Annotated in this window: 26 protein-coding genes; 15 read left to right on the top strand and 11 right to left on the bottom strand. The window is 60.4% G+C overall.

The window, feature by feature from the left end:
- Position 1: 1 nt before the first annotated feature.
- The 4 genes from rnpA (at position 2) to LY631_RS18170 (ending at position 4,553) form a co-directional block, all read left to right on the top strand.
- Complete coding sequence (gene rnpA / locus LY631_RS18185; protein ID WP_274427009.1) at positions 2-364, top strand: ribonuclease P protein component; 363 nt, start codon at positions 2-4, stop codon at positions 362-364.
- An 8-nt stretch (positions 365-372) separates the two neighbouring features.
- Positions 373-2,211, top strand: a complete 1,839-nt coding sequence (gene yidC, locus LY631_RS18180; protein WP_274427008.1) for a membrane protein insertase YidC — start codon at positions 373-375, stop codon at positions 2,209-2,211.
- Positions 2,212-2,507: 296 nt separating this feature from the next.
- A complete protein-coding gene (locus LY631_RS18175) occupies positions 2,508-3,674 on the top strand; it encodes a zinc-binding dehydrogenase (RefSeq protein WP_274427007.1) in 1,167 nt (388 codons plus the stop codon).
- A gap of 228 nt (positions 3,675-3,902) precedes the next feature.
- A complete protein-coding gene (locus LY631_RS18170; RefSeq protein WP_445082907.1) occupies positions 3,903-4,553 on the top strand; it encodes a CatB-related O-acetyltransferase in 651 nt (216 codons plus the stop codon).
- Position 4,554: 1 nt separating this feature from the next.
- Here the strand turns inward: LY631_RS18170 and LY631_RS18165 are convergent, their stop codons facing one another.
- The gene (locus LY631_RS18165; RefSeq protein WP_274427005.1) at positions 4,555-5,160 is read right to left on the bottom strand and encodes a TetR/AcrR family transcriptional regulator; all 606 of its coding nucleotides are present in this window, start codon (positions 5,158-5,160) and stop codon (positions 4,555-4,557) included.
- 64 nt (positions 5,161-5,224) lie between these two features.
- On the opposite strand from LY631_RS18165, the gene LY631_RS18160 reads away from it, so the two are divergent.
- From LY631_RS18160 to LY631_RS18150, 3 genes are all read left to right on the top strand, one after another.
- A complete protein-coding gene (locus LY631_RS18160) occupies positions 5,225-6,244 on the top strand; it encodes an NAD-dependent epimerase/dehydratase family protein (protein ID WP_274427004.1) in 1,020 nt (339 codons plus the stop codon).
- Positions 6,245-6,322: 78 nt separating this feature from the next.
- Entirely contained in the window at positions 6,323-6,997 is a 675-nt protein-coding gene (gene yihA / locus LY631_RS18155) for a ribosome biogenesis GTP-binding protein YihA/YsxC (RefSeq protein WP_274427003.1), read from the top strand.
- 274 nt (positions 6,998-7,271) lie between these two features.
- Positions 7,272-7,904: a LysE family translocator gene (locus LY631_RS18150; RefSeq protein WP_274427002.1), complete on the top strand. Its 633-nt coding sequence runs from the start codon at positions 7,272-7,274 to the stop codon at positions 7,902-7,904.
- A gap of 259 nt (positions 7,905-8,163) precedes the next feature.
- Here the strand turns inward: LY631_RS18150 and msrB are convergent, their stop codons facing one another.
- Positions 8,164-8,667, bottom strand: coding sequence for a peptide-methionine (R)-S-oxide reductase MsrB (gene msrB / locus LY631_RS18145; protein WP_274427050.1), 504 nt, complete (start codon positions 8,665-8,667; stop codon positions 8,164-8,166).
- Positions 8,668-8,821: 154 nt separating this feature from the next.
- Here msrB and argB point away from each other — a divergent pair, with 154 nt between their 5' ends.
- From argB to LY631_RS18130, 3 genes are all read left to right on the top strand, one after another.
- A complete protein-coding gene (gene argB, locus LY631_RS18140) occupies positions 8,822-9,715 on the top strand; it encodes an acetylglutamate kinase (protein WP_274427001.1) in 894 nt (297 codons plus the stop codon).
- Between the two features lie 84 nt (positions 9,716-9,799).
- Positions 9,800-9,976 (top strand): hypothetical protein, encoded by a 177-nt coding sequence (locus tag LY631_RS18135; protein ID WP_274427000.1) that lies wholly within the window; start codon positions 9,800-9,802, stop codon positions 9,974-9,976.
- Positions 9,966-10,394, top strand: a complete 429-nt coding sequence (locus LY631_RS18130; protein WP_274426999.1) for a carboxymuconolactone decarboxylase family protein — start codon at positions 9,966-9,968, stop codon at positions 10,392-10,394. Before LY631_RS18135 ends, LY631_RS18130 begins: the two co-directional genes overlap by 11 nt.
- A gap of 2 nt (positions 10,395-10,396) precedes the next feature.
- Here LY631_RS18130 and LY631_RS18125 read toward each other — a convergent pair whose 3' ends face one another.
- Entirely contained in the window at positions 10,397-11,299 is a 903-nt protein-coding gene (locus LY631_RS18125; RefSeq protein WP_274426998.1) for a DMT family transporter, read from the bottom strand.
- 82 nt (positions 11,300-11,381) lie between these two features.
- Positions 11,382-12,143, bottom strand: coding sequence for a GGDEF domain-containing protein (locus LY631_RS18120; RefSeq protein WP_274426997.1), 762 nt, complete (start codon positions 12,141-12,143; stop codon positions 11,382-11,384).
- A gap of 101 nt (positions 12,144-12,244) precedes the next feature.
- Here LY631_RS18120 and LY631_RS18115 point away from each other — a divergent pair, with 101 nt between their 5' ends.
- Positions 12,245-12,943, top strand: a complete 699-nt coding sequence (locus tag LY631_RS18115) for a pyrimidine 5'-nucleotidase (RefSeq protein WP_274426996.1) — start codon at positions 12,245-12,247, stop codon at positions 12,941-12,943.
- A 3-nt stretch (positions 12,944-12,946) separates the two neighbouring features.
- Here the strand turns inward: LY631_RS18115 and LY631_RS18110 are convergent, their stop codons facing one another.
- The 3 genes from LY631_RS18110 to LY631_RS18100 form a co-directional block, all read right to left on the bottom strand.
- Positions 12,947-13,180, bottom strand: coding sequence for a hypothetical protein (locus LY631_RS18110; protein ID WP_274426995.1), 234 nt, complete (start codon positions 13,178-13,180; stop codon positions 12,947-12,949).
- A gap of 82 nt (positions 13,181-13,262) precedes the next feature.
- Positions 13,263-13,745: a copper chaperone PCu(A)C gene (locus LY631_RS18105; protein WP_274426994.1), complete on the bottom strand. Its 483-nt coding sequence runs from the start codon at positions 13,743-13,745 to the stop codon at positions 13,263-13,265.
- A 95-nt stretch (positions 13,746-13,840) separates the two neighbouring features.
- The gene (locus tag LY631_RS18100; RefSeq protein WP_274426993.1) at positions 13,841-14,680 is read right to left on the bottom strand and encodes an LOG family protein; all 840 of its coding nucleotides are present in this window, start codon (positions 14,678-14,680) and stop codon (positions 13,841-13,843) included.
- A gap of 154 nt (positions 14,681-14,834) precedes the next feature.
- On the opposite strand from LY631_RS18100, the gene dapD reads away from it, so the two are divergent.
- Genes dapD through LY631_RS18080 form a run of 4 tightly spaced genes read left to right on the top strand, consistent with a single transcriptional unit; the run spans position 14,835 to position 17,895 of the window.
- Positions 14,835-15,689 carry a 2,3,4,5-tetrahydropyridine-2,6-dicarboxylate N-succinyltransferase gene (dapD, locus tag LY631_RS18095; protein WP_274426992.1) on the top strand — a complete coding sequence of 285 codons (855 nt, stop codon included), beginning with the start codon at positions 14,835-14,837 and terminating at the stop codon, positions 15,687-15,689.
- A gap of 23 nt (positions 15,690-15,712) precedes the next feature.
- On the top strand, positions 15,713-16,081 hold the full coding sequence (locus LY631_RS18090) for a DUF805 domain-containing protein (RefSeq protein ID WP_274426991.1): 369 nt from the start codon (positions 15,713-15,715) through the stop codon (positions 16,079-16,081).
- Positions 16,082-16,119: 38 nt separating this feature from the next.
- Entirely contained in the window at positions 16,120-17,304 is a 1,185-nt protein-coding gene (gene dapE / locus LY631_RS18085) for a succinyl-diaminopimelate desuccinylase (protein WP_274427049.1), read from the top strand.
- On the top strand, positions 17,305-17,895 hold the full coding sequence (locus LY631_RS18080) for a transporter (protein WP_274426990.1): 591 nt from the start codon (positions 17,305-17,307) through the stop codon (positions 17,893-17,895).
- Here LY631_RS18080 and truA read toward each other — a convergent pair.
- The 4 genes from truA to def are packed head-to-tail and all read right to left on the bottom strand — an operon-like array spanning position 17,889 to position 20,632.
- On the bottom strand, positions 17,889-18,632 hold the full coding sequence (gene truA, locus LY631_RS18075; protein WP_274426989.1) for a tRNA pseudouridine(38-40) synthase TruA: 744 nt from the start codon (positions 18,630-18,632) through the stop codon (positions 17,889-17,891). The genes LY631_RS18080 and truA overlap by 7 nt on opposite strands.
- Before the next feature lie 5 nt (positions 18,633-18,637).
- Positions 18,638-19,141 (bottom strand): GNAT family N-acetyltransferase, encoded by a 504-nt coding sequence (locus LY631_RS18070; protein ID WP_274426988.1) that lies wholly within the window; start codon positions 19,139-19,141, stop codon positions 18,638-18,640.
- Positions 19,138-20,073 carry a methionyl-tRNA formyltransferase gene (gene fmt / locus LY631_RS18065; RefSeq protein ID WP_274426987.1) on the bottom strand — a complete coding sequence of 312 codons (936 nt, stop codon included), beginning with the start codon at positions 20,071-20,073 and terminating at the stop codon, positions 19,138-19,140. The genes LY631_RS18070 and fmt overlap by 4 nt, the downstream gene beginning before the upstream one ends.
- A gap of 28 nt (positions 20,074-20,101) precedes the next feature.
- On the bottom strand, positions 20,102-20,632 hold the full coding sequence (gene def / locus LY631_RS18060) for a peptide deformylase (protein ID WP_274427048.1): 531 nt from the start codon (positions 20,630-20,632) through the stop codon (positions 20,102-20,104).
- Positions 20,633-20,736: the final 104 nt, after the last annotated feature.

Here is a 20,736-nt window from a genome sequence, read left to right as displayed (position 1 = left end):
ATTGGCGGGCCGGCCGCAAGAAAAGCATCCCTTGCGGCTTAAGAAGCGCGCCGAGTTTCTGGCCGTCCGCCGAGGCGTCAAACGTGGCGGTCCCCTTTTCCTCCTTGAGGTTCTGGAGCGCGGCGACGATGGTCCGCCGCGCCTCGGTGTCACCGTGACGAAGAAGGTCGGCAATGCCGTGGAGCGAAATCGTATCCGCAGGCGTCTGCATGAAGCAGTGCGTGTCCATGCCGCGGGTGACATGGCGCCCGGCACTGATTATGTGATTGTCGGAAGGCGCGAAATCCTGAGCGCACCATTCGGGGCGCTGAAGGATGAGCTTTCCCGCCGTTTTCGCGGCAAGAAACCCGTCCATACGGGCTAAGGACATCCATGGACAATAATCGTAATTTCCTCATCACGATCGCGCTGTCGGTGCTTATCCTCACCTTGTGGCAGGTGTTCTATATGAACCCGCGCATCGAGGCGGAGCGCGAGGCGCAGGAGCAAGCCCAGTCGCAATCCGGCACGACGACCGCGCAGAATGGTGCAACGGCTCCCCAGGATGCACAAACTCTGGAAGGGGGCACCATCCCCTCCGCCGGCGACCCGCAGGACGGCGCGAGCATCCCGGGTACCTCCGGGGCAGGAGCAGCGGCACAAAGCCGCGAGGCCGCCCTGGAAGCCGGGGATCGTGTGAGGATCGATACGCCGCGCCTGGCTGGTTCCATCAATCTCACCGGCGCGCGGCTGGATGATCTGCTGCTCAAGGATTACCACGTTACGGTCGACCAGGATTCGCCGAATATCGAGCTGCTCAATCCCTCTGCGCTCGAGAACGGCTATTATGTCGAGCTCGGCTACGTAGCCAACGACGCCGGCACCCTACCGGGAGCTACGACGGAGTGGAGCGTTGAAGAAGGCTCGGTGCTCTCACCCGGCAATCCGGTGACGCTCGGATACACCAACGAAAACGGCCTAACATTCCTGCGGACGTTCTCGGTCGACGACAATTACCTGTTCACGATCTCCGACACCATTCGCAACGACGCGGGCGACCCGGTCCAACTGCGCAATTACGGCCGCACCACGCGGATGGGGCATCCCACCACCGAAGGCTTCTACATTCTGCATGAAGGTCTGCTCGGTGTGACCGGCGAGGAGGGGCTGCAGGAGCTCAGCTATTCCAGCGTCGAGGATGACGGCGAGGTTCAGCCGAGCAAGTCCTCCGACGGCTGGCTCGGCATCACCGATAAATATTGGGCCGTGGCGATGGTGCCGCGTGCGAATGAAGTCTTTCAGCCGCGCTACTCCTATTTCGCCAATGGTCGCGACGGCTTCCAGGCCGACTTCCTGACCGATCCGCTGACTGTCGCGGCCGGCGGCGAGACCACCGTGGAAAATCTGGTCTTCGCCGGCGCCAAGGAAGTCAATATCGTCGATGGATACGAACAGCAGTACAACATCCACCAGTTCGAGCTTTTGATCGACTGGGGCTGGTTCTATTTCATTACCAAGCCCATGTTTTACCTGATCGACTGGCTCTTCAGGCTGTTTGGTAATTTCGGCGTGGCCATCCTCGCCACGACAGTCATCGTCAAGCTCGTCTTCTTCCCGCTCGCCAACAAGTCCTACAAATCCATGGCGAACATGAAGAAGGTGCAGCCTGCGCTTCTGGAGATCCGCGAGAAATACGCGGACGACAAAATGAAGCAGCAGCAGGCGATGATGGAGCTCTACAAAAAGGAGAAGATCAATCCGCTGGCCGGCTGCTGGCCGATCCTCATCCAAATCCCGGTCTTCTTCGCGCTCTACAAAGTGCTCTACGTCACCATCGAGATGCGGCACGCGCCCTTCTTCGGCTGGATCAGGGACCTTGCAGCGCCCGACCCGACATCGATCTTCAACCTGTTCGGGCTTCTGCCCTATGACGTGCCGTCGTTCCTGCTGGTCGGCGTGTGGCCGATCATTATGGGCATCACCATGTTCATGCAGATGCGCATGAACCCGACGCCGCCGGACCCGACCCAGGCGATGATCTTCAACTGGATGCCAGTGGTCTTCACATTCATGCTCGCGACCTTCCCGGCCGGCCTCGTCATCTACTGGGCATGGAACAACTTCCTGTCGATCCTTCAGCAGGGGATCATTATGAAGCGCCAGGGCGCCAAGATCGAGCTGTGGGACAATCTCGTGGGGCTGTTCAAACGAAAACCCGATCCGGCGGAATAGCCGGACGGGTAAAGACACATTCTCAAAAGCCCCGCATTGGCGGGGCTTTTTTATTCAGGATAGCCTTCAGCTCCGCAGCCATCCGCTTGTAAGCTGCTATGTGGAAGGGCGGAATGCCATACTCGCCAACGGCCTTCAAAAACACTGGACCCGGTCCACTGGGTGATTCTCAATGTCCAGCGCACGGCGGAAACGAAGCGTGGACCCCAGAGGCCGCGCCTGCAAAGTAACTCGTGTGTTTGCGGGCGGGCGGAAGCAGCGCTACATCTCCGAAAGATTTTCAATGAGGAGGTGTCATGTCTTCAGCCGGCTCTATCCCTGAAACAATGGCTGCGATTGTGCTCACCGGCCATGGCGGCCTCGAGAAGCTTGTCTATCGCGAGGATTTTCCGGTGCCGAAACCGGCCGCGGGCGAGGTGCTCGTCAAGGTCACCGCGACGGCAAAAAACAACACTGATCGAAAGGCGCGGGAGGGGCTTTATCCTGTCAAGGACAAGGGTGATGTGGCGAGCTTTCAGATGGGCGGCGAGCCGACACTGACCTTCCCACGCATCCAGGGCGCCGATATCGCCGGGCGCGTCGTGGCCGTGGGGGAGGGGGGCGATACCGGCCGCATAGGGGAGCGCGGCCTGCTCGACTTTAATATTTACGCCACCAAAGATCGGGACCTCAATTTGATGCCGGATTATTACGGCCATGGTGCCGATGGCGGCTACGCCAAGTATGTTGCCGTGCCGGCGGACCAGTTTCATACCGTCGAAAACGCGGAACTGGCGGATGCGGAACTGGCCGCAATGGGCATGTGTTCCTATCAGACCGCCATGCATATGCTGACCTCGGCCCAGGTCAGCGCCGGCGAGCGCGTTCTGGTGACGGGTGCCAGCGGCGGCGTGGGCACGGCGCTCATCCAGCTCTGCCGCATCATGGGTGCCATCCCCTACGCACTGAGCCAGCCGGACAAGTTCGATGCGCTGCTCAAGCTCGGGGCGGAGGCGGTTTTCGACCGCTCCGACATGGAGGGCTTTAGCGATAAGGTGCGCGAGGCGACCGGCGGTGAACCGATCGATGCGGTTATGGATCTCGTCGGCGGCGAGATGACCAACCATTTTATCGACACGATGATCTTCGACATGAAGCGCCGTTCGACCTACCCGCGCCTCAGCATCGCCGGTGCGAGCGGCGGCAATCTCAGCGAGATCATGTGGACCCGCATCTACCTTTACCAGGTGCGGATTTTCGGCGTTTCGCACGGCACGCGCGCCGAAGCCGAGCAACTGATCGAGTGGATTCGCGGCGGTGAGTTGAAGCCGGTGCTGCATGCCGCCTTCAAACTCTCCGACCTGCACCAGGCCGAGCGCTATTTCGTTGATCGCAGCAAGAACTTTCTGGGCAAGATCGTGATCGTGCCCGATTCGGAATGGGCCGAGCATGGCGCGCCTTTTGCGCTCTCCGATGACGCGTGAGTAGACAGGCGGACGCTCATCTCCGGGCCGGTGTTCCACAGCGGGAAAACACGCGCTCTTCGCTTGTTTGCTCCTCGCTCGCCTCACGGATATAATTATGCGGAATCGTAAGGAGATTGCTCGAATGATCAGCTAAGGGGACCGCAATGCCTGCCACGTTCGTTCGGGACCCGGTCCATCCCGATACGCTACGGCAACGATCGTGCGAACCCAAATACCCTGGCGATCATGGATCATCACATGCACGGACCTAATCCTGAAATCAAACACCCCATTCAGTTGCACAGGCGCGTTGGCTTTCTGAAGCCGCTGGTTGAGAAGCCGAATATCGAGATCGGTGATTACACCTATTACGACGACCCTGATGGACCGGACGCATTCGCCGAAAAGTGTGTACTGCATCATTATGAGTTCATCGGCGATAAGCTGATCATCGGCCGGTTCTGCGCCATTGCCGAGGGCGCCCGTTTCATCATGAATGGTGCAAACCATGTGCTTTCCGGCTTTTCCACCTATCCTTTCAACATTTTCGGCCATGGCTGGGAGGAAGGTTTCGACGAGGAAACCTGGCGCAACGAGGTGCGCGGCGACACCGTGATCGGCAACGACGTCTGGATCGGCATGGACGCCGTCATCATGCCCGGCGTGAAAATCGGCGACGGCGCCATAATCGGCGGCAAGGCCGTCGTCACCCGCGATGTGCCGCCCTATGCGGTGTATGCCGGCAATCCTGCGGTGCTTTTGAAGATGCGCTTCGATGACGACACGGTGAGGCGGCTGCTGGATATTGCCTGGTGGGACTGGCCGGCCGAGAAAATCACACGCAATCTGGACGCCATTCGCGGACAGGATCTGGCGAGGCTCGAGGCGGCAGATTGAATCAATCCGCATTGCCCCTATGGGGCGATTTCGAAGGGCTGTTGCTTCCGCCGTCGCTCAACAGCTTTTCTGCCAACAGCCGGATCGCCGGGCCGATTTCTTCGGCCCGGTTGGCACGCAGTGCGATGCCTTCGGCGGCGGCTATCAGGAGATAGCCGTAGCGCACTGGCTCACTATGACCGTCCTTGGCCAGCGCCTCGATAACTGACTTTTCGAGCCATTGATCGAGCGCGCCCAGATGCTGTGCCGCACCCGGTGGACGACTGCGGTAGAGCTCGTCTGCATGAGCGGACCCCTCCAAAAGCCGGAATACCGAACGATGCTTGGCCGCGAGCGCGTTGGCGGCGCGCTCCCAGCCTGCTCCGGGTTGGCTGAATGCGCGTGTGCATTCCTGCGAAAGCGCCTCGGCTATGCGTTCAACAACCGCGGCATAAACCGCGTCCTTGTCCGGAAACTGGCTGTAAAGTGTGGCCTTCGCCACGCCGGCCTCCCGGGCAATAGCTTCCATTGTCGTTCTGCGAATTCCATTGCGGAGGAAAAGGGTACGAGCAGCCGCAACGATGTGTTCACGCCGTGCGGTGCTTTTCGGACTTGAATGTTCCGGCAAAACAATTACCTTCTATACGAATTAAACGATATTCGTTCATTTAGTATTGACGGAAAGGTGAGTCATGTCGGATGTCGTTCTTGTTACAGGCGTTTCGGGGTTTCTCGGAGGACATATAGCGCTCGAACTCATTCGGCGCGGATACACAGTACTGGGCAGCGTGCGCGATCTCAAGCGTGCGGATCAGGTGCGCACCACTCTGGCGCGCCATGGAGCCGACGTTGGAAAGCTCGATTTCGTAACGCTCGATCTGACCAGCGACAAAGGTTGGAAGGAGGCGATGGAAAGGGTGCGCTTCGTCCAGCATGTCGCATCTCCCTTCGCCATAAGCATGCCGAAGGATCCGCAGGAATTGATCGGTCCGGCCGTCGGCGGAGTGGAGCGAGCCCTCAAGGCCGCCTTTGCCGGTGATGTTGAACGGGTTGTGATGACTTCCTCGATGGCCGCTGTCATGCAGGGCCACGGCGGGCGAACCCGCCCGTACAGCGACGAGGACTGGACCAATCTCGATTCCCGACGGGTCAACGCCTATTCGCGCTCGAAGACGCTCGCCGAGCGCCGTGCCTGGAAAATCGCAGAGGAATATGGGCGCACAGGAGATCTGGTCAGCATAAATCCTTCGGCCATCTACGGTCCATTGCTTGATGATGACCCCGGAACCTCGGCGCTCCTGTTGATGCGGCTACTGCGCGGTGAAATGCCGGGTGTGCCACCATTTAACCTTCCTGCTGTCGACGTGAGGGACATCGCCGCTTTACAAGTGGCTGCAATGACGGCTCCGGAGGCGGGCGGCAAGAGATTGCCGGTTTCGTCACAGTCGATCACGCTTCTTCAGATGGCGCGAGTGTTGGCAGATGCGCTGCCGGAGTACAAGAAGTCGCTTCCCCGCTTCCAGCTTCCGGGCTGGTTCACGCGCTGTTATGCGCTGTTCGACAAGGATGTACGCGATAATCTGGGCGAGTTGGTCTCGGAGCGCAAGATCGATAGCAGCCGTGCGCGTGAACTGCTCGGCGCTGAGTTCATTCCCGCCCGCGAAGCCGTTGCGGCCATGGGCCAAAGCATTGTCGCCCAGAAACTGGTCTGACCCTGTGGCGTTTCCGGTTGACAAGAGGCGTGCGAGGCATGATGCCGCTCAGCACTAGGTAGATGCGGGAGACAAGGCGTGCACGAAGAAAACGGCGTTACAAGTGGAGACGGATTGGACCGCCGCCTGTTCTCCCAGCCCTGGGTATTTATTCGCGGCGTGCCGTCCATGAAATTCCTGCCGCCGGAGGGGCCGCCGGAGGTTGCCTTTGCAGGCCGTTCCAATGTGGGAAAATCATCGCTCATCAATGCACTTCTGGGCCGGAAAGGGCTCGCCCGCACATCTAACACGCCGGGGCGTACGCAGGAGCTGAACTATTTTGTGCCCGATGGCTACAGCGGCGAGAAAGGCGACCTGCCGCCTATGGCCCTGGTCGATATGCCGGGCTACGGTTTCGCCAAGGCGCCGAAGGCGCAAGTCGACGCCTGGACTCGGCTCGTCTTCGACTATCTGCGCGGCCGGGTGACGCTGAAGCGCGTCTACCTGCTGATCGATGCCCGCCACGGCATCAAGGAGATCGACCGGGAAGTGATGGCGCTCCTCGACACGGCCGCGGTGTCATACCAGATCGTTCTGACCAAAGCGGATAAGATTAAGCCGCCTGCGGTCGCCCGGCTGGTTGAGGACACGGTGAAGGAAGTCCGAAAGCGCCCGGCGGCGTATCCCGAGGTGCTGGTGACATCTTCGGAAAAGGGCGCGGGGCTGGACGAGTCGCGGGCGGCGATTATCGACGCTGTGACAGGCGATATCTAGGAGGTACACGCCTAACTCAAGGTTCTGGTAACGCGCGGCTGTAGGCAATGCGGCCATTCGCGATCGCTAAAGTCCGATTGGGGCCTCCTGTCATTCCTGCGAGAAGCCGGATAGACTAGCAAATTGCCAGGGGGTCAACAAAGAACGCCCACCCTGCACTCTCGGTTTCCGCTTGCTTGCACTGCGAAAATCACATTGATTAAGCCGTCATCGGCGGTTCTTCGATAATGCCAGATCAGCGCCGATATCGCGGTCGATCGGGTGGAGGTGCCTTATGCCGGGGTTGGAATACTTGCTGCCGTTTCTGCTGACCGCCCTGCTCCTTTCTATTACGCCGGGGCCGGGATTGCTTTATATCGCCGCTCAATCGATTGGACGTGGCCAGAAAGCCGGCTGGTATTCAGCAATTGGAACGCACTTCGCCAGCTATGTTCATATTGTCGCCGCGGCGTTCGGACTGAGTTTGTTTTTTGTAGCGGTACCCACTGCCTATCTTGTTCTGAAAATCGTTGGCGCAACGTATCTTTTTTGGCTTGGTATTAAGTTTCTGATGACCGAGGAACCGGACACCGGGCAAAGCCTGAAGTCGCAACCATACTCGCATGTCCAAGCGCTTAAGGAGAGCTTAATCGTTGAGTTGACCAACCCGAAGTCCGCTGTGTTCTTCATTGCTTTTCTGCCACAGTTTTCGGATCAGAGTGCGCCTTATCCAATTTGGCTCCAGATTATCCTCTTGGGCATTATTGCGAACGCAATTTTTACCCTCGCGGAAATCTCGTGCGTGATCTTCGCAGATAAAGTCTCATCTTTTCTGAAGAAATCGCGATCTGCCGGTCGCTGGATGCGACGAGCTGCTGGATCGGTCCTGATAGCGCTTGGCGCAAATCTGCTTCTCTCTGAACGCTGAACCAGATCTGCAAGACAAAGTTCTGCCGACGGACAGCACTTCACCGATGTGGCGAACGGCAGCTTCGTCCATTTTCTGCGCGTCCAGGTCGGCGATGGGTGAGAGGCTGGTACTCCGGGCTGAGGTTAGCACGTCGGGGACGTGCGGATTCTTTCCGTCAAAGCAGCCAAGTTTGACCCTTTAGCGATGCAATGCCCGCAACGTTCCGAGCCGGCCTCCACCTCAGCCACAGGGCGTCAGGTTCTCGCAATAGCGCACCCTAAGCCGTTTCCTCCGGCTTGAAGGTCAGCGCCACCCCATTGAGGCAGTGGCGCTTGCCGGTGGGCGGAGGGCCGTCGTCGAAGATGTGGCCGAAATGGCCGCCGCAGCGGCGGCAGTGGCATTCGGTGCGGGTCATGAAGAGGGTGTTGTCGTCCTTTGTGCCGATCGCGTTTGGCAGCGATTCCCAGAAGCTCGGCCAACCGGTACCCGAGTCATATTTGACCTCGGAGGAGTAGACCGGCAGGTCGCACCCGGCGCAATGAAAGAGCCCGGCGCGCTTCTCGTCGTTAAGCGGGCTGGAGAAGGCGCGCTCCGTTCCCTCCTCGCGCAGCACGGCGTATTGCTGCGGCGTAAGGATCTCCCGCCACTCGTCATCGGCTTTCGTGATTTCGAAGTTCTCGGCGGCGGCGGAACCTCCTGGAGCATTGCGCCAGAAGAGCGCGCCTCCCGAAAGGGCGGCAATCGCACCCGCGCTGCCGAGAAGAAAGCTGCGGCGTTTCAGCATTTAAATCCTCCATTTGCCAGAAGGATAGGGCCTCGCCGCCTCACCGGCAAATCAATGCCGCGTGATTGCGTGAGGAGAACTCGCGCCCGAGGATTTGCGCATCGCGAGGAATGCGATAGAAACGGGCAGTCGATCAGCCGGGGCATTGAGAATGACGGACACCGCAGAAACCGCCGAGACGCAAGCACGCGTGCTCTCGGCGGCGCTGCCATACATGCAGCGCTACGAAAACAAGACGGTCGTGGTGAAATATGGCGGCCATGCAATGGCCAGCGAAACGCTCGGCCGCGCCTTCGCCCGCGATATCGCGCTGCTCAAGCAGTCCGGCGTGAACCCGATTGTGGTGCATGGCGGCGGTCCGCAGATCGGCAACATGCTCAAGAATCTCGGCATTGAATCGAAGTTCGAAAACGGACTGCGCGTGACCGACCGGGACACGGTCGAGATCGTCGAGATGGTGCTGGCCGGCTCCATCAACAAGCAGATCGTGGCGCTGATCAATGCCGAGGGCGAATGGGCCATTGGGCTTTGCGGTAAGGACGGCAATATGGTCTTTGCCGAGAAGGCGCGGAAGACCGTGATGGATCCCGATTCCAATATCGAGCGCGTGATCGATCTCGGCTTCGTGGGTGAGCCGGTGCAGGTCGACCGTACGCTGCTCGACCTGCTCGCTCATTCCGAGATGATCCCCGTCATCGCTCCGGTGGCGCCCGGCCGGGATGGGCACACCTACAACATCAATGCCGACACCTTTGCAGGCGCGATCGCCGGCGCGGTAGAGTCTGAGCGCCTGCTTTTCCTGACTGATGTGCCTGGCGTGCTGGATGGCGATGGCAAGTTGATCGACGAACTGACCGTTTCCCAAGCCCGCGCGCTCATCAAGGACGGTACGATTGCCGGGGGCATGATCCCCAAGGTGGAGACCTGTATCAACGCCATCGAGCATGGCGTGCAGGGCGTCGTCATTCTCGACGGCAAGACCCCCCATGCGGTTCTGCTCGAACTCTTCACTGAGCATGGCGCGGGCACACTGATCGTCCCCTAACTGCCCGTCGCTGGAAAAGCTTCCCTTGACCTGGAGTTCACTCCAGAAAGTAGATGCATGTGTGCACACAATGGAGATGCACACATGCAGCAACAGATCATCATCGAAAAATTCCTCTCAGCCCTGAAAGCCGGCGATGTGGACGCGGCCACCGGCTTCGTGGCGAAGATGCCGTATTTGTCGGTCTTCGGCCCGAACCCGAGCCATCAAGCGCGCTATCGCGCCGAAGACGGCGGAAAGGAACACTCCCATGAATACTGAAGCCATCAAGGAGCGCACGGCGCTCGAAAAGGGCTGCGCCATCACGGCGAGCCTCAACCCTGAGCTGGAGGCAATTCTCGCTGACCGTTACGACGGCGCATTACCCGGTTTTTCTGAAACGCTGATCGAAACCGCCTATGGCCGTCTCTACGCCCGTGAGGGGCTGGACCTCAGAACGCGCCAACTCGCCACCGTCGCGGCGCTGACCGTGCTGGGTGGACAGACGGCGCCGCAGCTAAAGGTCAATATCGAGCACACGCTGGCCGCAGGCGCGAGCGAGCGTGAAATCCTCGAAATCATCCTGCAAATGGCGGCCTACGGCGGCTGGCCCGCCGCCATCAACGGCATCAATTCAGCGCTCGAGTTCTTCGCCGAACGGGAGAAATCGGCAGAAGCGTCTGCTTGGGACGGCCAGTAGCGCTATAACAGCACCAGAACGAGGATGCCGGCGACGATCAAAGCACAGCCGGCAATCTCCGTTCGGTTGATCTTTTCGCGAAAGAAGTAAACCGACGAGGCGAAGGTGAAGATCATCTCGATCTGCGCCAGCGCCTTGACGAGCGCGGCCTGCTGCAGCGTCATCGCAGTGAACCAGCCGAAAGAGGCCGTGGCGCCCACGAGGCCGGTGAACAGTGCCGGCTTCCACGCCAGCCTGATGCGCGCGATCTCGCCGCGGTCTTTCCAGAGCATCCAGCCCAGCATGAGAACGGTCTGGAAGGAGATGGTGTAGAGCAGCGTGGTTGCGCTCTGCATGAGGAAATGCGGCCCCCCGAGTGAGAGCGAGGCGGCGCGATAAGCGACGGCGGAAACGCCGAACAGCGTGCCGGAGGCGAGGCCGATTAGCGCATTCCGGCTGACGAGCGAAGCAAAGAGATTACGCCAGTTCATCGGCACATGCGCGACCGAGATCAGCATGACGCCGACCACCGTGATGGCAATGGCTATCAAGGCACCCGGCCCGGCAAGCTCGCCGATGAAGATCAGGCCGAAGATGGCGGCCTGCACGGGTTCCGTCCGGGAATAAGCCGTTCCGACTGCGAAATTGCGGAAAGAAAAGAGATAGATGAGCAGGAACTGCGCGCCGATCTGCCCGAGGCCGCCGACAAGCACCCACGCGAGGAAAGTTCCGTTCGGCTGTGCAAAGGGAATGCCGGCGAGGAAGTAGAGCCCCAGCACGAACAGAACCGCGAAGGGCAGGCCGAAACCGAAGCGCACGAAAGTGGCGCCGGTTGTGCCCATCACGCCCCTCAGGTGCTTTTGAGTGGCCGAGCGCAGGTTCTGCAGAAAGGCCGCGGCAATCGTGATCGGAATCCATAAAGGCATGAAAGAACCGGCTAACGGGAAAGTCGCCGGAGGTTTATTCCCGGACGGGTGTAGACGCAAGCGTGAAGCCGAGGGGCTCTTGTCAGGCCGCGACAGATCCGCTCGCCGGCATGACCACGAGATTACGGCCCCGGCTCTTGGCCTCATAGAGTCGCTTGTCCGCTTCGTCCATCAGTTCGCAGAACTCAGCGCCTTTTTTCGCGACGGCCACGCCGATGCTGACGGTGAGTCGCGCTGACCCGTGATCGCCCGGCACGAACCGGATCATCTCCACGGCATGGCGTGTACGCTCGGCGATGGCCGAGGCCTGCTCAAGCGTTGCCCCGCTGATGAAGACGCCGAATTCCTCGCCGCCCAGCCGCCCCTTTAGATCGTCCTTGCGCAGGGCCATCTCCAGTCCCCGCGCGATCTTGCGCAGTGCTTCGTCGCCGGTGAGATGGCCGAACATGTCGTTGATCTTCTTGAAATTGTCAGCGTCCACGAGGAGGAACGCACCCGGCGAATCCTGCGCGCATTTCTCCTCGACCGCGTCTATGAAGGCGGCGCGATTGAGAAGGCCGGTCATGTCGTCATGCCGCGCTTTCTCGGCCAACCGCCTATGCATTGCCGCAAGTTCTTTGTGGGCGGCCGTGAGAGCCTCGTGGGCTTTTGCGATCTTTCGTTTCTGCCGGTGATTGTAGGCACTGACCGGAAATGCCACAAGAAGGGGCACGAGGATGAACATGATGATTGTGAACGTGTCCATGGAACTGCCCATTATGGTTAGTGCAAGCCAGAAAGCCCCTAGGGACAGCACGGCGGCAAAAAAGGTTACCATTCCGGCATGCACTATACTTTTCTTCATGGATTCTCCTCTTAAAACTCCTATGGCAGAACCGGTTTTCTCTTTCCTTTCCTGCTTACATAAAGTTTGAAACAAGCAGCCAAAAACTGGCACAAGGCCCCATGACAGACCATCCCAACCCGACTGATTTCGCCAATATCCGCGATTGGGTCTTCGACCTCGACAACACGCTTTACCCTCATCACAGCAATCTGTTTTCACAGATAGACGTGAAGATGACCGCCTATGTGTCGGAGCTCCTCAACCTGCCGCGCGAGGAAGCGCGTAAACTGCAGAAGGAACTCTACCGGGAATACGGAACCACGCTCAAAGGCCTGATGGAGAAGTATCGGGTCGATCCGGACGATTTTCTCGAGAAGGTCCATGACATCGACTATTCCTGGCTGGAGCCCAACCCTGCCATGGGTGAGGCCATCCGTGCTCTGCCCGGCCGCAAGTTCATCTTCACCAACGGTAATCGCGACCATGCCGAGCGCGCGGCTCGGCAACTCGGCGTGCTCGATCATTTCGAGGATATTTTCGATATCGTCGCCGCCGGCCTGCAGCCCAAACCCGCTAAAGAGACCTATGACATGTTTCTAGACCTGCACCGGGTGGTGGGTTCAAATGCCGCCATGTTTGAGGATCTGGCGCGGAATCTGCGCGTGCCGAAGCAGCTCGGAATGAGGACCGTGCTCATCGTGCCGCGCAATTTCGAGCCGACTTACTCCGAAATCTGGGAGCGTGACCCGGAGAAGGACGACGAGGTCGACTACGTCACCGACGACCTGACAGGCTTTCTCCAGGCCGTTTCAGGCTGAATGTCACCGTTTTTTAGGATAGGCGGCGCGCTTGATCGCAGATTCCGTTTCGCTCTCCCGATCAGGCGGGATCAGCTCGCCGAGACCGCGATTGGCGCGCGTATTACTCTCGATGTGAGCTTCGGAGGTTTCCTTCTCCGCGTCCTTGGCCTTTCGAGGCTGCGATTTGGTCGCGTGACCAAGATCCTTCGCCTGCTGCTCGTCCATCATGTCGTCTTCGGGTGCGCTTCTGGGCATCGGTATCTCCTGTTCTTTGCCCATGAAAACGCCCGTAAAGGCGCAAGCGTTCCAGTGCAGAGGCGCGCTTTTCGGTCCCCGGCTAGTGCTCGTGCGCGTCCATGCCTCGCCCGGTGCTGGCAGGCAGGACGGGCAGGTCGAGCGAGACCGCGCCTGCCTTCTCGAACTCCAGCGTGACGGGCACCGTTTCGCCTTCGGCGAACGGTTCTTCCACCTGCATGAACATCAGGTGAAAGCCGCCGGGTTCAAGCGCGACACTTTCACCGGCGGGAATTTCGAGACCATCTTCGAGCGGCCGCATGATCATGACGTCGTCCTGCATAGTCATGGTGTGAATTTCGACTTTGCCCGCCGCGGGAGAGGAGACGGAGATGAGCCTATCAGCTTCCTCGCCATCGTTGCGGATCGTCATGTAGGCTCCGCCCGTCGGTTGCCCGGGAAGCATCGCGCGTGCCCAAGGATCCGATATGTGAAGACTGCCGGAACCGGCCTCGCCGGAAAGCGCCGAAAGAGGCGCGCCGACGAAAAAGAGAACCGTTAAGGTCGCCAGGATCCACTCACGCATGAGATACCCTTTCTCCGCAGCTGCGTATGACGTCTCCTCAGTAGACGAGCCGCGACGCCTGCGCCAGCCGCAAACCGTGCGACATGCGAGCGCGGCTAAAGCTCGTAGAACTCCGCGATACGTGCCCATGCCTCGTCGGCCGTTTCGACGAAGGTGATGAGTTCTTCGTCGCCGGGCGAAATCGTGCCCTGCTCGGCAAGAAAGGCGAGATCGATGGCGCGGCTCCAGAACTCCTTTCCGAACAGGACGACCGGCACGCGCTCCATGCGGCCGGTCTGGATGAGGGTCAAAGCCTCGAACAACTCGTCCATCGTGCCGAAGCCGCCGGGAAAAACGGCCACAGCCTTCGCCCGCATCATGAAATGCATCTTGCGAATGGCGAAGTAGTGGAAGTTGAAGCACAGATCCGGCGTGACGTAGGCGTTCGGCGCCTGCTCGTGCGGAAGCACGATGTTGAGGCCGATGGTCGGCGCGCCGACCTCCACCGCGCCCCGGTTGCCGGCTTCCATGACGCCGGGGCCGCCGCCGGTGACCACCACATACTCGCGGTAATAGGATTGGGCCGACTGCTCGGAGCAGAAACGCGCGAATTTGCGGGCTTCCTCGTAATACCGGCTGTTGGCCTCCAGATTCTTCTTCTGCACCTCGTTTTTGGCCGCCCAGGCATTGCCGCCGGGCTCCGGGATGCGCGCGCCGCCAAAGAGGATGACCGTGGAGCGGATGCCGCGTTCGGCCAGTGCCATCTCGGGCTTGAGCAGCTCGAGCTGCAGGCGCACGGGCCTGAGTTCGCGCCGCGTCATGAAATCTTCGTCGTCCCAGGCCAGCCGATAAGTTTCGGCGCGCGTTTGCGGCGTATCGGGCACGCTGCGTGCACGCTTCAAATCCTCGTCCGAATGCGGCAATGGCGTCCAGCCGTTGCTATCCTTGGGATTCATGATGTCCGTCCCATTCTGTTTGCGCATTGCGAGATGCAAGCGCGATTGACCCCTATCGGCGCTTGGCATACGGTCCGCGCCGCGTGTCACCCGACTTGCTCTTAACCTTATGTAGCAGCCCTTTAACAGCTCGTGTAGCGGAGGCCACTTTCAGATGAAAACCCCCGACGTCGTCGCATTGGAACAGACCATCGAAAACGCCTTTGAGGAGCGCGACTCCGTTTCGGCCGAAACGCGCGGCGAGATTCGCGATGCGGTCGAGGCGGCGCTGGAATTGCTCGATAGCGGCACTGCGCGCGTGGCCGAGCGACAGGACAACGGCGATTGGCACGTGAACCAATGGCTGAAGAAGGCGGTGCTTCTATCCTTCCGGCTCAATCCAATGCAGGTCATCGACGGTGGGCCCGGCGGGGCAACATGGTGGGACAAGGTGCCCTCCAAGTTCGACGGCTGGAGTGCCAACGAGTTCGAGAAGGCCGGATTCCGTGCCGTGCCGAATTGCGTGGTGCGCCGCTCGGCCTTCGTGGCGCCGGGCGTGGTGCTGATGCCGTCCTTCGTCAATCTCGGTGCCTATGTTGGGCGGGGGGCCATGGTGGACACGTGGGCGACGGTCGGTTCCTGCGCGCAGATCGGCGAAAACGTCCATCTGTCCGGCGGTGTCGGCATCGGCGGCGTTCTGGAACCGATGCAGGCGAACCCGACGATCATCGAGGACCACTGCTTCGTGGGCGCGCGCTCCGAGGTGGTCGAGGGCTGCATCGTGCGTGAGGGCTCCGTCCTCGGTATGGGGGTCTATATCGGCAAGTCGACCAAGATCGTGGACCGCGAAACCGGCGAAATCTTCTATGGCGAAGTGCCGCCCTACTCGGTGGTGGTGGCCGGTACCATGCCCGGCAAACCGATGGGCAATGGAGAGCCTGGCCCGAACCTCTATTGCGCGGTAATCGTCAAGCGCGTGGACGAAAAGACCCGCGCGAAAACCTCGGTCAACGAGTTGCTCCGTGACTGAGCGGGAAGCGATGAGGCGTAAGGTTGGATAAAAAGGCGTTCATGTGGCTCTTTTTCGGCCTTTCGGGTCGGATCAGCCGCTCGGTCTACTTCCTTGGAAACATCTTTGCCGGCCTGTTTCCGCTGTTCGCATTTTACCGATTGTCGCTGCTTCCGGAAGGTGCGGATACGGAATCCGGCTGGGCACTCTTTTTTCTCGTGTCAGCCGTTATCGCCATCTGGTCGCAGCTCGCACTGGGGGTGAAGCGGTTCCACGATTTTGGCAGGCCGGGGATCTTTGCCGCCTCGCTTTTCATCCCGGTCATCTCGATCCTGGTCTTCGTGGCGCTTTGTCTTTATCCGGGCGATGAAGACACAAATGAATATGGTAAGGTGACCAACGAGCCGCAGTAAACATGACAGTTCTGCGTTGTTCCTCTATCCCTTTCGCCATGACGTTGTTGACGAACCCCGCTGACAATCTTGCTGCACTCATCCGGTGTCCTTCCGTGACGCCGTCGGAGGGTGGTGCCCTCGGCGCGCTTCAGGCCATGCTGGAGCCTCTCGGTGCGAGTGTGGAACGGCCCGTTTTCAGGGAAGATGGCACGGCGGATATCGAAAATCTCTATGCGCGCCTGGGTGCCAAGGGGCCGCACCTGATGTTCGCCGGCCATACGGACGTGGTGCCGCCGGGTGACGAGAGCGCCTGGACCCACCCGCCCTTTGCCGCCGAGATCGCGGATGGCGAAATGTTCGGGCGCGGCGCGGTGGACATGAAGGGGGGCATTGCCTGCTTCGTCGCAGCACTTGCCCGCTATAAGGAAAAGCACGGTGCGCCGGAGGGCTCCGTCTCCTTTCTGATAGCGGGAGATGAGGAAGGTCCGGCCATCAACGGTACGGTGAAGCTGCTCGAATGGGCGGCGGCGAACGGCGAGCGGTGGGACGCGGCAATCGTCGGCGAGCCGACGAACCCGGAGCGGCTCGGCGACATGATCAAGATCGGCAGGCGCGGTTCACTGTCGGGCACGATCACGGTGACGGGGCGGCAAGGCCATGTCGCCTATCCGCATCTGGCCGACAATCCCGTGCCCGGCCTCCTCGCACTGTTCCAGGCGCTCATGCCGCCCTTCGACGACGGGACGAAACACTTCCAGCCGACAAATCTGGAGATCACGACTGTGGACGTGGGAAACCCGGCCACGAACGTCATTCCCGCGCAGGCGAGGGGGAGCTTCAATGTTCGTTTCAACGAAACTTGGAGTGCTGATACGCTGAAATCGGAGATCATGAGCCGGCTCGAGCGGGCGGCCGAAGCTCACGAGAAAGCGCTTGGCCGCATGGTGCCGCTCAGCTTTACTCTGGGATGGCGCGAGCGCCCGAGCCCCGTCTTCCTGACCCATGATGAAAAGCTGACGAAGACGCTCTCCGCTTCCGTGCGGGCGGTCACAGGACGAACACCGCAGCTTTCCACATCCGGCGGCACATCCGATGCGCGATTCATAAAAGATTATTGTGCTGTGGTTGAATTTGGCCTGACCGGACAGACCATGCACATGATAGATGAACGTGTCGCGCTGGCCGACCTTGAAACACTGACGCAAATCTATTTGCGTTTCATCGAAGATTGGTTTTCGTGAATGCCGTCGAGCCTGGAAGTTCAGCAATATTTCATTGGCGTGTGGCGCATGATGATGGGCCGTGAAGACGGGATGAAGCTGCTCGACCTGTCTGCGGATGGCTTCTGGAACTCGTTTTTTGCCATAGTCGTGGCCCTGCCGCCAATGATCGTGGCCTGGGTCGGAGCCGCGAACGGCATTGCCGGTCTTGATACCTTCGGGACACGGCTTTCGCTGGTAAGCCGGCTCTTCGTAGCCGACATCGGCGCCTGGTTGCTGCCGTTAGGCATGCTGGCGCTTGTGTCCAGGATGGCAGGCATTGCAGATCGTTTCGTGCAGTACGTGGTTTCCAGCAACTGGGCATCCGCCCTCTTTGCCTGGGTTATGCTACCTCCGGCTCTCCTGCGCCTTTTTGCCCCTTTCGCCGAGGGGTTGGCGGCGTTTCTCTCGCTCCTCCTGTTTGCGGCCACGCTGTTTCTATTTTGGCGTCTGACGGTCGTCGTGATCGCAAAAGGAGTGGCCGTCGGCTCGGCCGTCTTTTTCGGCATGCTCGTCGCGTCCATAGCGGCGTTGCTTGTTCTGCAGGGAATTCTCGGACTGGGCTATCAGTAATCGACCCTAAGGAGGTAAAGGCCGTCGGCGGGTGCGACTGGTCCGCAGGCTGTCCGGTCGCGCGCTTCCAGTGCGGCCGTGACGTCGTCGGCGGTCCATGCGCCTTCGCCCACCTTCTTGAGCGTGCCTACCAGAGAGCGCACCTGATTGTGAAGGAAGGAGCGCGCCGAGGCGCGGATCTCGATCTCCTCGCCCATCCGCGAGACATCCAGGCGGTCGAGCGTCTTTACCGGACTCTTCGCCTGGCATTGGACAGAGCGGAAGGTGGTGAAATCATGATGGCCGACAAGGCGTAGCGCGGCCGTATCCATAGCTTCCGCATCGAGCCTCTTCGCCACATGCCACGCGCGCCCTCGCTCGAGCGCCGGCGGAGAACGGCGGTTGAGAATGCGGTAGAGGTAGTGCCGTGCGGTGGCGGAAAAGCGCGAATCGAAACCCGCCTCTGCGGGAGCCGCGTTGAGGATTGAAATGGTTTCCCCGGCCATGCCCAGATGAGCATTGATCGCGTCGCGTACGGTGTCGTTTTTCCACTCCCGTGAAAGGTCGAAATGAGCCACCTGCCCAAGCGCATGCACGCCTGCATCCGTGCGTCCGGCGCCGCGCAGGGTGACCTCTTCGCCGCAAAAAGCGGCAATCGACCTCTCGATGGCCTCCTGCACGCTCGGCTGTCCCGCCTGGCGCTGCCAGCCCGCGTAGGGCCCTCCATCATACTCAATGTCGATGCGAAAGCGCGGCATGGGGATCAGCCGAGTTCCGAAAAGGCGGCCGGATAGTCGAGATGCCCGGTATGGGGCGCATCATCCCAGGCGAGTGCCTGCAGCGCTTCGCCCTGATAGACGCTGTCGAACCCTGACGCTCGCCCGTGGCGGTAGCCGAAACGCTCGTAATAAGCGGGATCGCCCAAAACGATCGAAAGGCGTTCATTCTGCGCCTGAAGTCGCAAATGGGCTTCTTCCACCAGTGCCGACCCTATGCCTTCGCCCTGATGATCGCGATCGACCGCAAGCGGCGCCAGCGCGACCGCACGGAAAGCCTTCTCGCCGTCACGGAGGAAAAGACGCGAGAAGAGGATGTGTCCTCTGACATCGCCGTCGCGTTCGGCCACGAGCGACAACACGACTTCGTCATCCCGTCGGAGCGCATCCACCAGCCGCGCTTCGCCATCACTGCCGAAAACCGTTTTATGCAGCGCGTGGATGGCGGTCTTGTCGTCAGCCTCCTCCGGGCGAATGATGAATGCACTCATGACAGCTGCGCCTCCTTTTCCAACCTGACACCGCGCAGAAAGTCATCTGCCGCTACCGCCTTGCCTCCGGCGCGCTGCAGCTTGGCAAGACGCACGGCGCCTTCGCCGCAGGCAATCGTCAGATCCCCATCCAGGACCTCGCCCGGACGGCCGCTTCCCTCGGTGCGCGTGGAGCGCAGGAGCTTCACTCGCTCCATTTTTCCGGAAATTGGCATCTCGCACCATGCACCGGGGAAGGGCGAAAGCCCGCGAATGTGATTGTGAACCTCATGCGCGGGGCGGGTCCAGTCCACACGCGTTTCGTCCTTCGCAATCTTCGTGGCGTAGGTGGCGCCTTCGACAGGTTGCGGCGTCAAGCCGAGTTCGTCCTTTTCGAGCTTTGCCATTGCCTCGACGATCAGCCGCGCACCCACCTCCTTCATCTTGTCGTGAAGTTCGCCGGCCGTCATGTCCGGGTCGATGGCGACGCGCTGCGCGAGAGCGACCGGACCGGTGTCCAGCCCTTCTTCCATCCTCATCACCATCATGCCTGTTTCCCGGTCTCCGGCCATAATGGCCCGCTGGATGGGCGCGGCACCCCGCCAGCGCGGGAGGAGGGAGGCATGCCCATTGAACGCGCCAAGGCGCGTCCCCTCCAGGATCGGTGTCGGGAGGATGAGCCCATATGCGACGACAACAGCAGCGTCCGCCTCGAGCGCTTGGAAGGCGCGCTGTTCATCGTCACTCTTCAGAGAGCGCGGTGTGCGCACCGGGATGTTGAGCGCCCCGGCGGCCATGTGCACAGGGGATTTGGTCAGCTCCAGCCCGCGGCGGCCGGCCGGGCGCGGCGGCTGTGTGTAGACGGCGGCGATCTCGTACCCCGCATCGGCGAGTGCCTGAAGTGCTGGCACGGAAAAATCCGGTGTTCCCATGAAAATCAGGCGTAGGGGCATGGCCTCCTCCAATCGGCGGCCGCGCCGCTTATCCCACCATGCGCGCCGGCGGGTTCTCCCTGGCGAGCTTCTTGAACTTCCGCACGACCATGTCGCGCTTCAGCCGCGAAAGATAATCGATAAAGAGAACGCCATTGAGATGGTCGATCTCATGCTGAAGACAGGTCGCCAGAATGCCCCCCGCTTCAACGGTCTGCTCTTTCCCGTCCAGATCGATGTACTTGACCGTCACGTCTGAGGGGCGCTCCACCTCCGCATAATAATCGGGGATGGAGAGACAGCCTTCCTCATGCACGTTGCGCTCATCCGAGCTGGCGACGACTTCCGGATTGATGAAGACCCGCGGATCGCGCTCTTCCTCCTTTTCCGACACATCGAGCACCAGCATGCGCCGGGGCTCTCCCACCTGAATGGCGGCAAGGCCTATGCCCGGCGCGTCATACATAGTCTCCAGCATGTCGTCGGCAAACTTGCGCACGTCGTCGTCCACGCGCTCGACCGGTTTTGAAACCTCGCGCAACAACCGATCGGGAAGAAGTATCAACGGGCGGACTGTCATGGCGCTCACGTAATGCCTTCGCTGAAAAGCGTCAATATGCGGGATAGCGAAGGACAAGGCAATTTTTGTTCATGTTTTGATCTTCCGCGGCGGCGGCGAATCGC

The sequence above is a fragment of the Chelativorans sp. YIM 93263 genome (assembly GCF_028767125.1).
Taxonomy (GTDB): domain Bacteria; phylum Pseudomonadota; class Alphaproteobacteria; order Rhizobiales; family Rhizobiaceae; genus Chelativorans.
The sequence above is the reverse complement of the archived record's forward strand: the minus strand, read 5'-3'. Positions and strand labels throughout refer to the sequence as shown.

Coding starts and splice junctions, on each gene's coding strand:
- LY631_RS18110 (WP_274426995.1), bottom strand. CDS start 13,180: ATGCCCAGAAGCGCACCCGAAGACGACATGATGGACGAGCAGCAGGCG.
- dapE (WP_274427049.1), top strand. CDS start 16,120: ATGACGTTGTTGACGAACCCCGCTGACAATCTTGCTGCACTCATCCGG.
- LY631_RS18160 (WP_274427004.1), top strand. CDS start 5,225: ATGTCGGATGTCGTTCTTGTTACAGGCGTTTCGGGGTTTCTCGGAGGA.
- LY631_RS18125 (WP_274426998.1), bottom strand. CDS start 11,299: ATGCCTTTATGGATTCCGATCACGATTGCCGCGGCCTTTCTGCAGAAC.
- LY631_RS18135 (WP_274427000.1), top strand. CDS start 9,800: ATGCAGCAACAGATCATCATCGAAAAATTCCTCTCAGCCCTGAAAGCC.
- truA (WP_274426989.1), bottom strand. CDS start 18,632: ATGCCGCGCTTTCGCATCGACATTGAGTATGATGGAGGGCCCTACGCG.
- LY631_RS18115 (WP_274426996.1), top strand. CDS start 12,245: ATGACAGACCATCCCAACCCGACTGATTTCGCCAATATCCGCGATTGG.
- LY631_RS18100 (WP_274426993.1), bottom strand. CDS start 14,680: ATGAATCCCAAGGATAGCAACGGCTGGACGCCATTGCCGCATTCGGAC.
- dapD (WP_274426992.1), top strand. CDS start 14,835: ATGAAAACCCCCGACGTCGTCGCATTGGAACAGACCATCGAAAACGCC.
- argB (WP_274427001.1), top strand. CDS start 8,822: ATGACGGACACCGCAGAAACCGCCGAGACGCAAGCACGCGTGCTCTCG.
- LY631_RS18130 (WP_274426999.1), top strand. CDS start 9,966: ATGAATACTGAAGCCATCAAGGAGCGCACGGCGCTCGAAAAGGGCTGC.
- def (WP_274427048.1), bottom strand. CDS start 20,632: ATGACAGTCCGCCCGTTGATACTTCTTCCCGATCGGTTGTTGCGCGAG.
- LY631_RS18175 (WP_274427007.1), top strand. CDS start 2,508: ATGTCTTCAGCCGGCTCTATCCCTGAAACAATGGCTGCGATTGTGCTC.
- yidC (WP_274427008.1), top strand. CDS start 373: ATGGACAATAATCGTAATTTCCTCATCACGATCGCGCTGTCGGTGCTT.
- LY631_RS18070 (WP_274426988.1), bottom strand. CDS start 19,141: ATGAGTGCATTCATCATTCGCCCGGAGGAGGCTGACGACAAGACCGCC.
- LY631_RS18105 (WP_274426994.1), bottom strand. CDS start 13,745: ATGCGTGAGTGGATCCTGGCGACCTTAACGGTTCTCTTTTTCGTCGGC.
- LY631_RS18120 (WP_274426997.1), bottom strand. CDS start 12,143: ATGAAGAAAAGTATAGTGCATGCCGGAATGGTAACCTTTTTTGCCGCC.
- LY631_RS18150 (WP_274427002.1), top strand. CDS start 7,272: ATGCCGGGGTTGGAATACTTGCTGCCGTTTCTGCTGACCGCCCTGCTC.
- fmt (WP_274426987.1), bottom strand. CDS start 20,073: ATGCCCCTACGCCTGATTTTCATGGGAACACCGGATTTTTCCGTGCCA.
- LY631_RS18080 (WP_274426990.1), top strand. CDS start 17,305: ATGCCGTCGAGCCTGGAAGTTCAGCAATATTTCATTGGCGTGTGGCGC.
- LY631_RS18170 (WP_445082907.1), top strand. CDS start 3,903: ATGGATCATCACATGCACGGACCTAATCCTGAAATCAAACACCCCATT.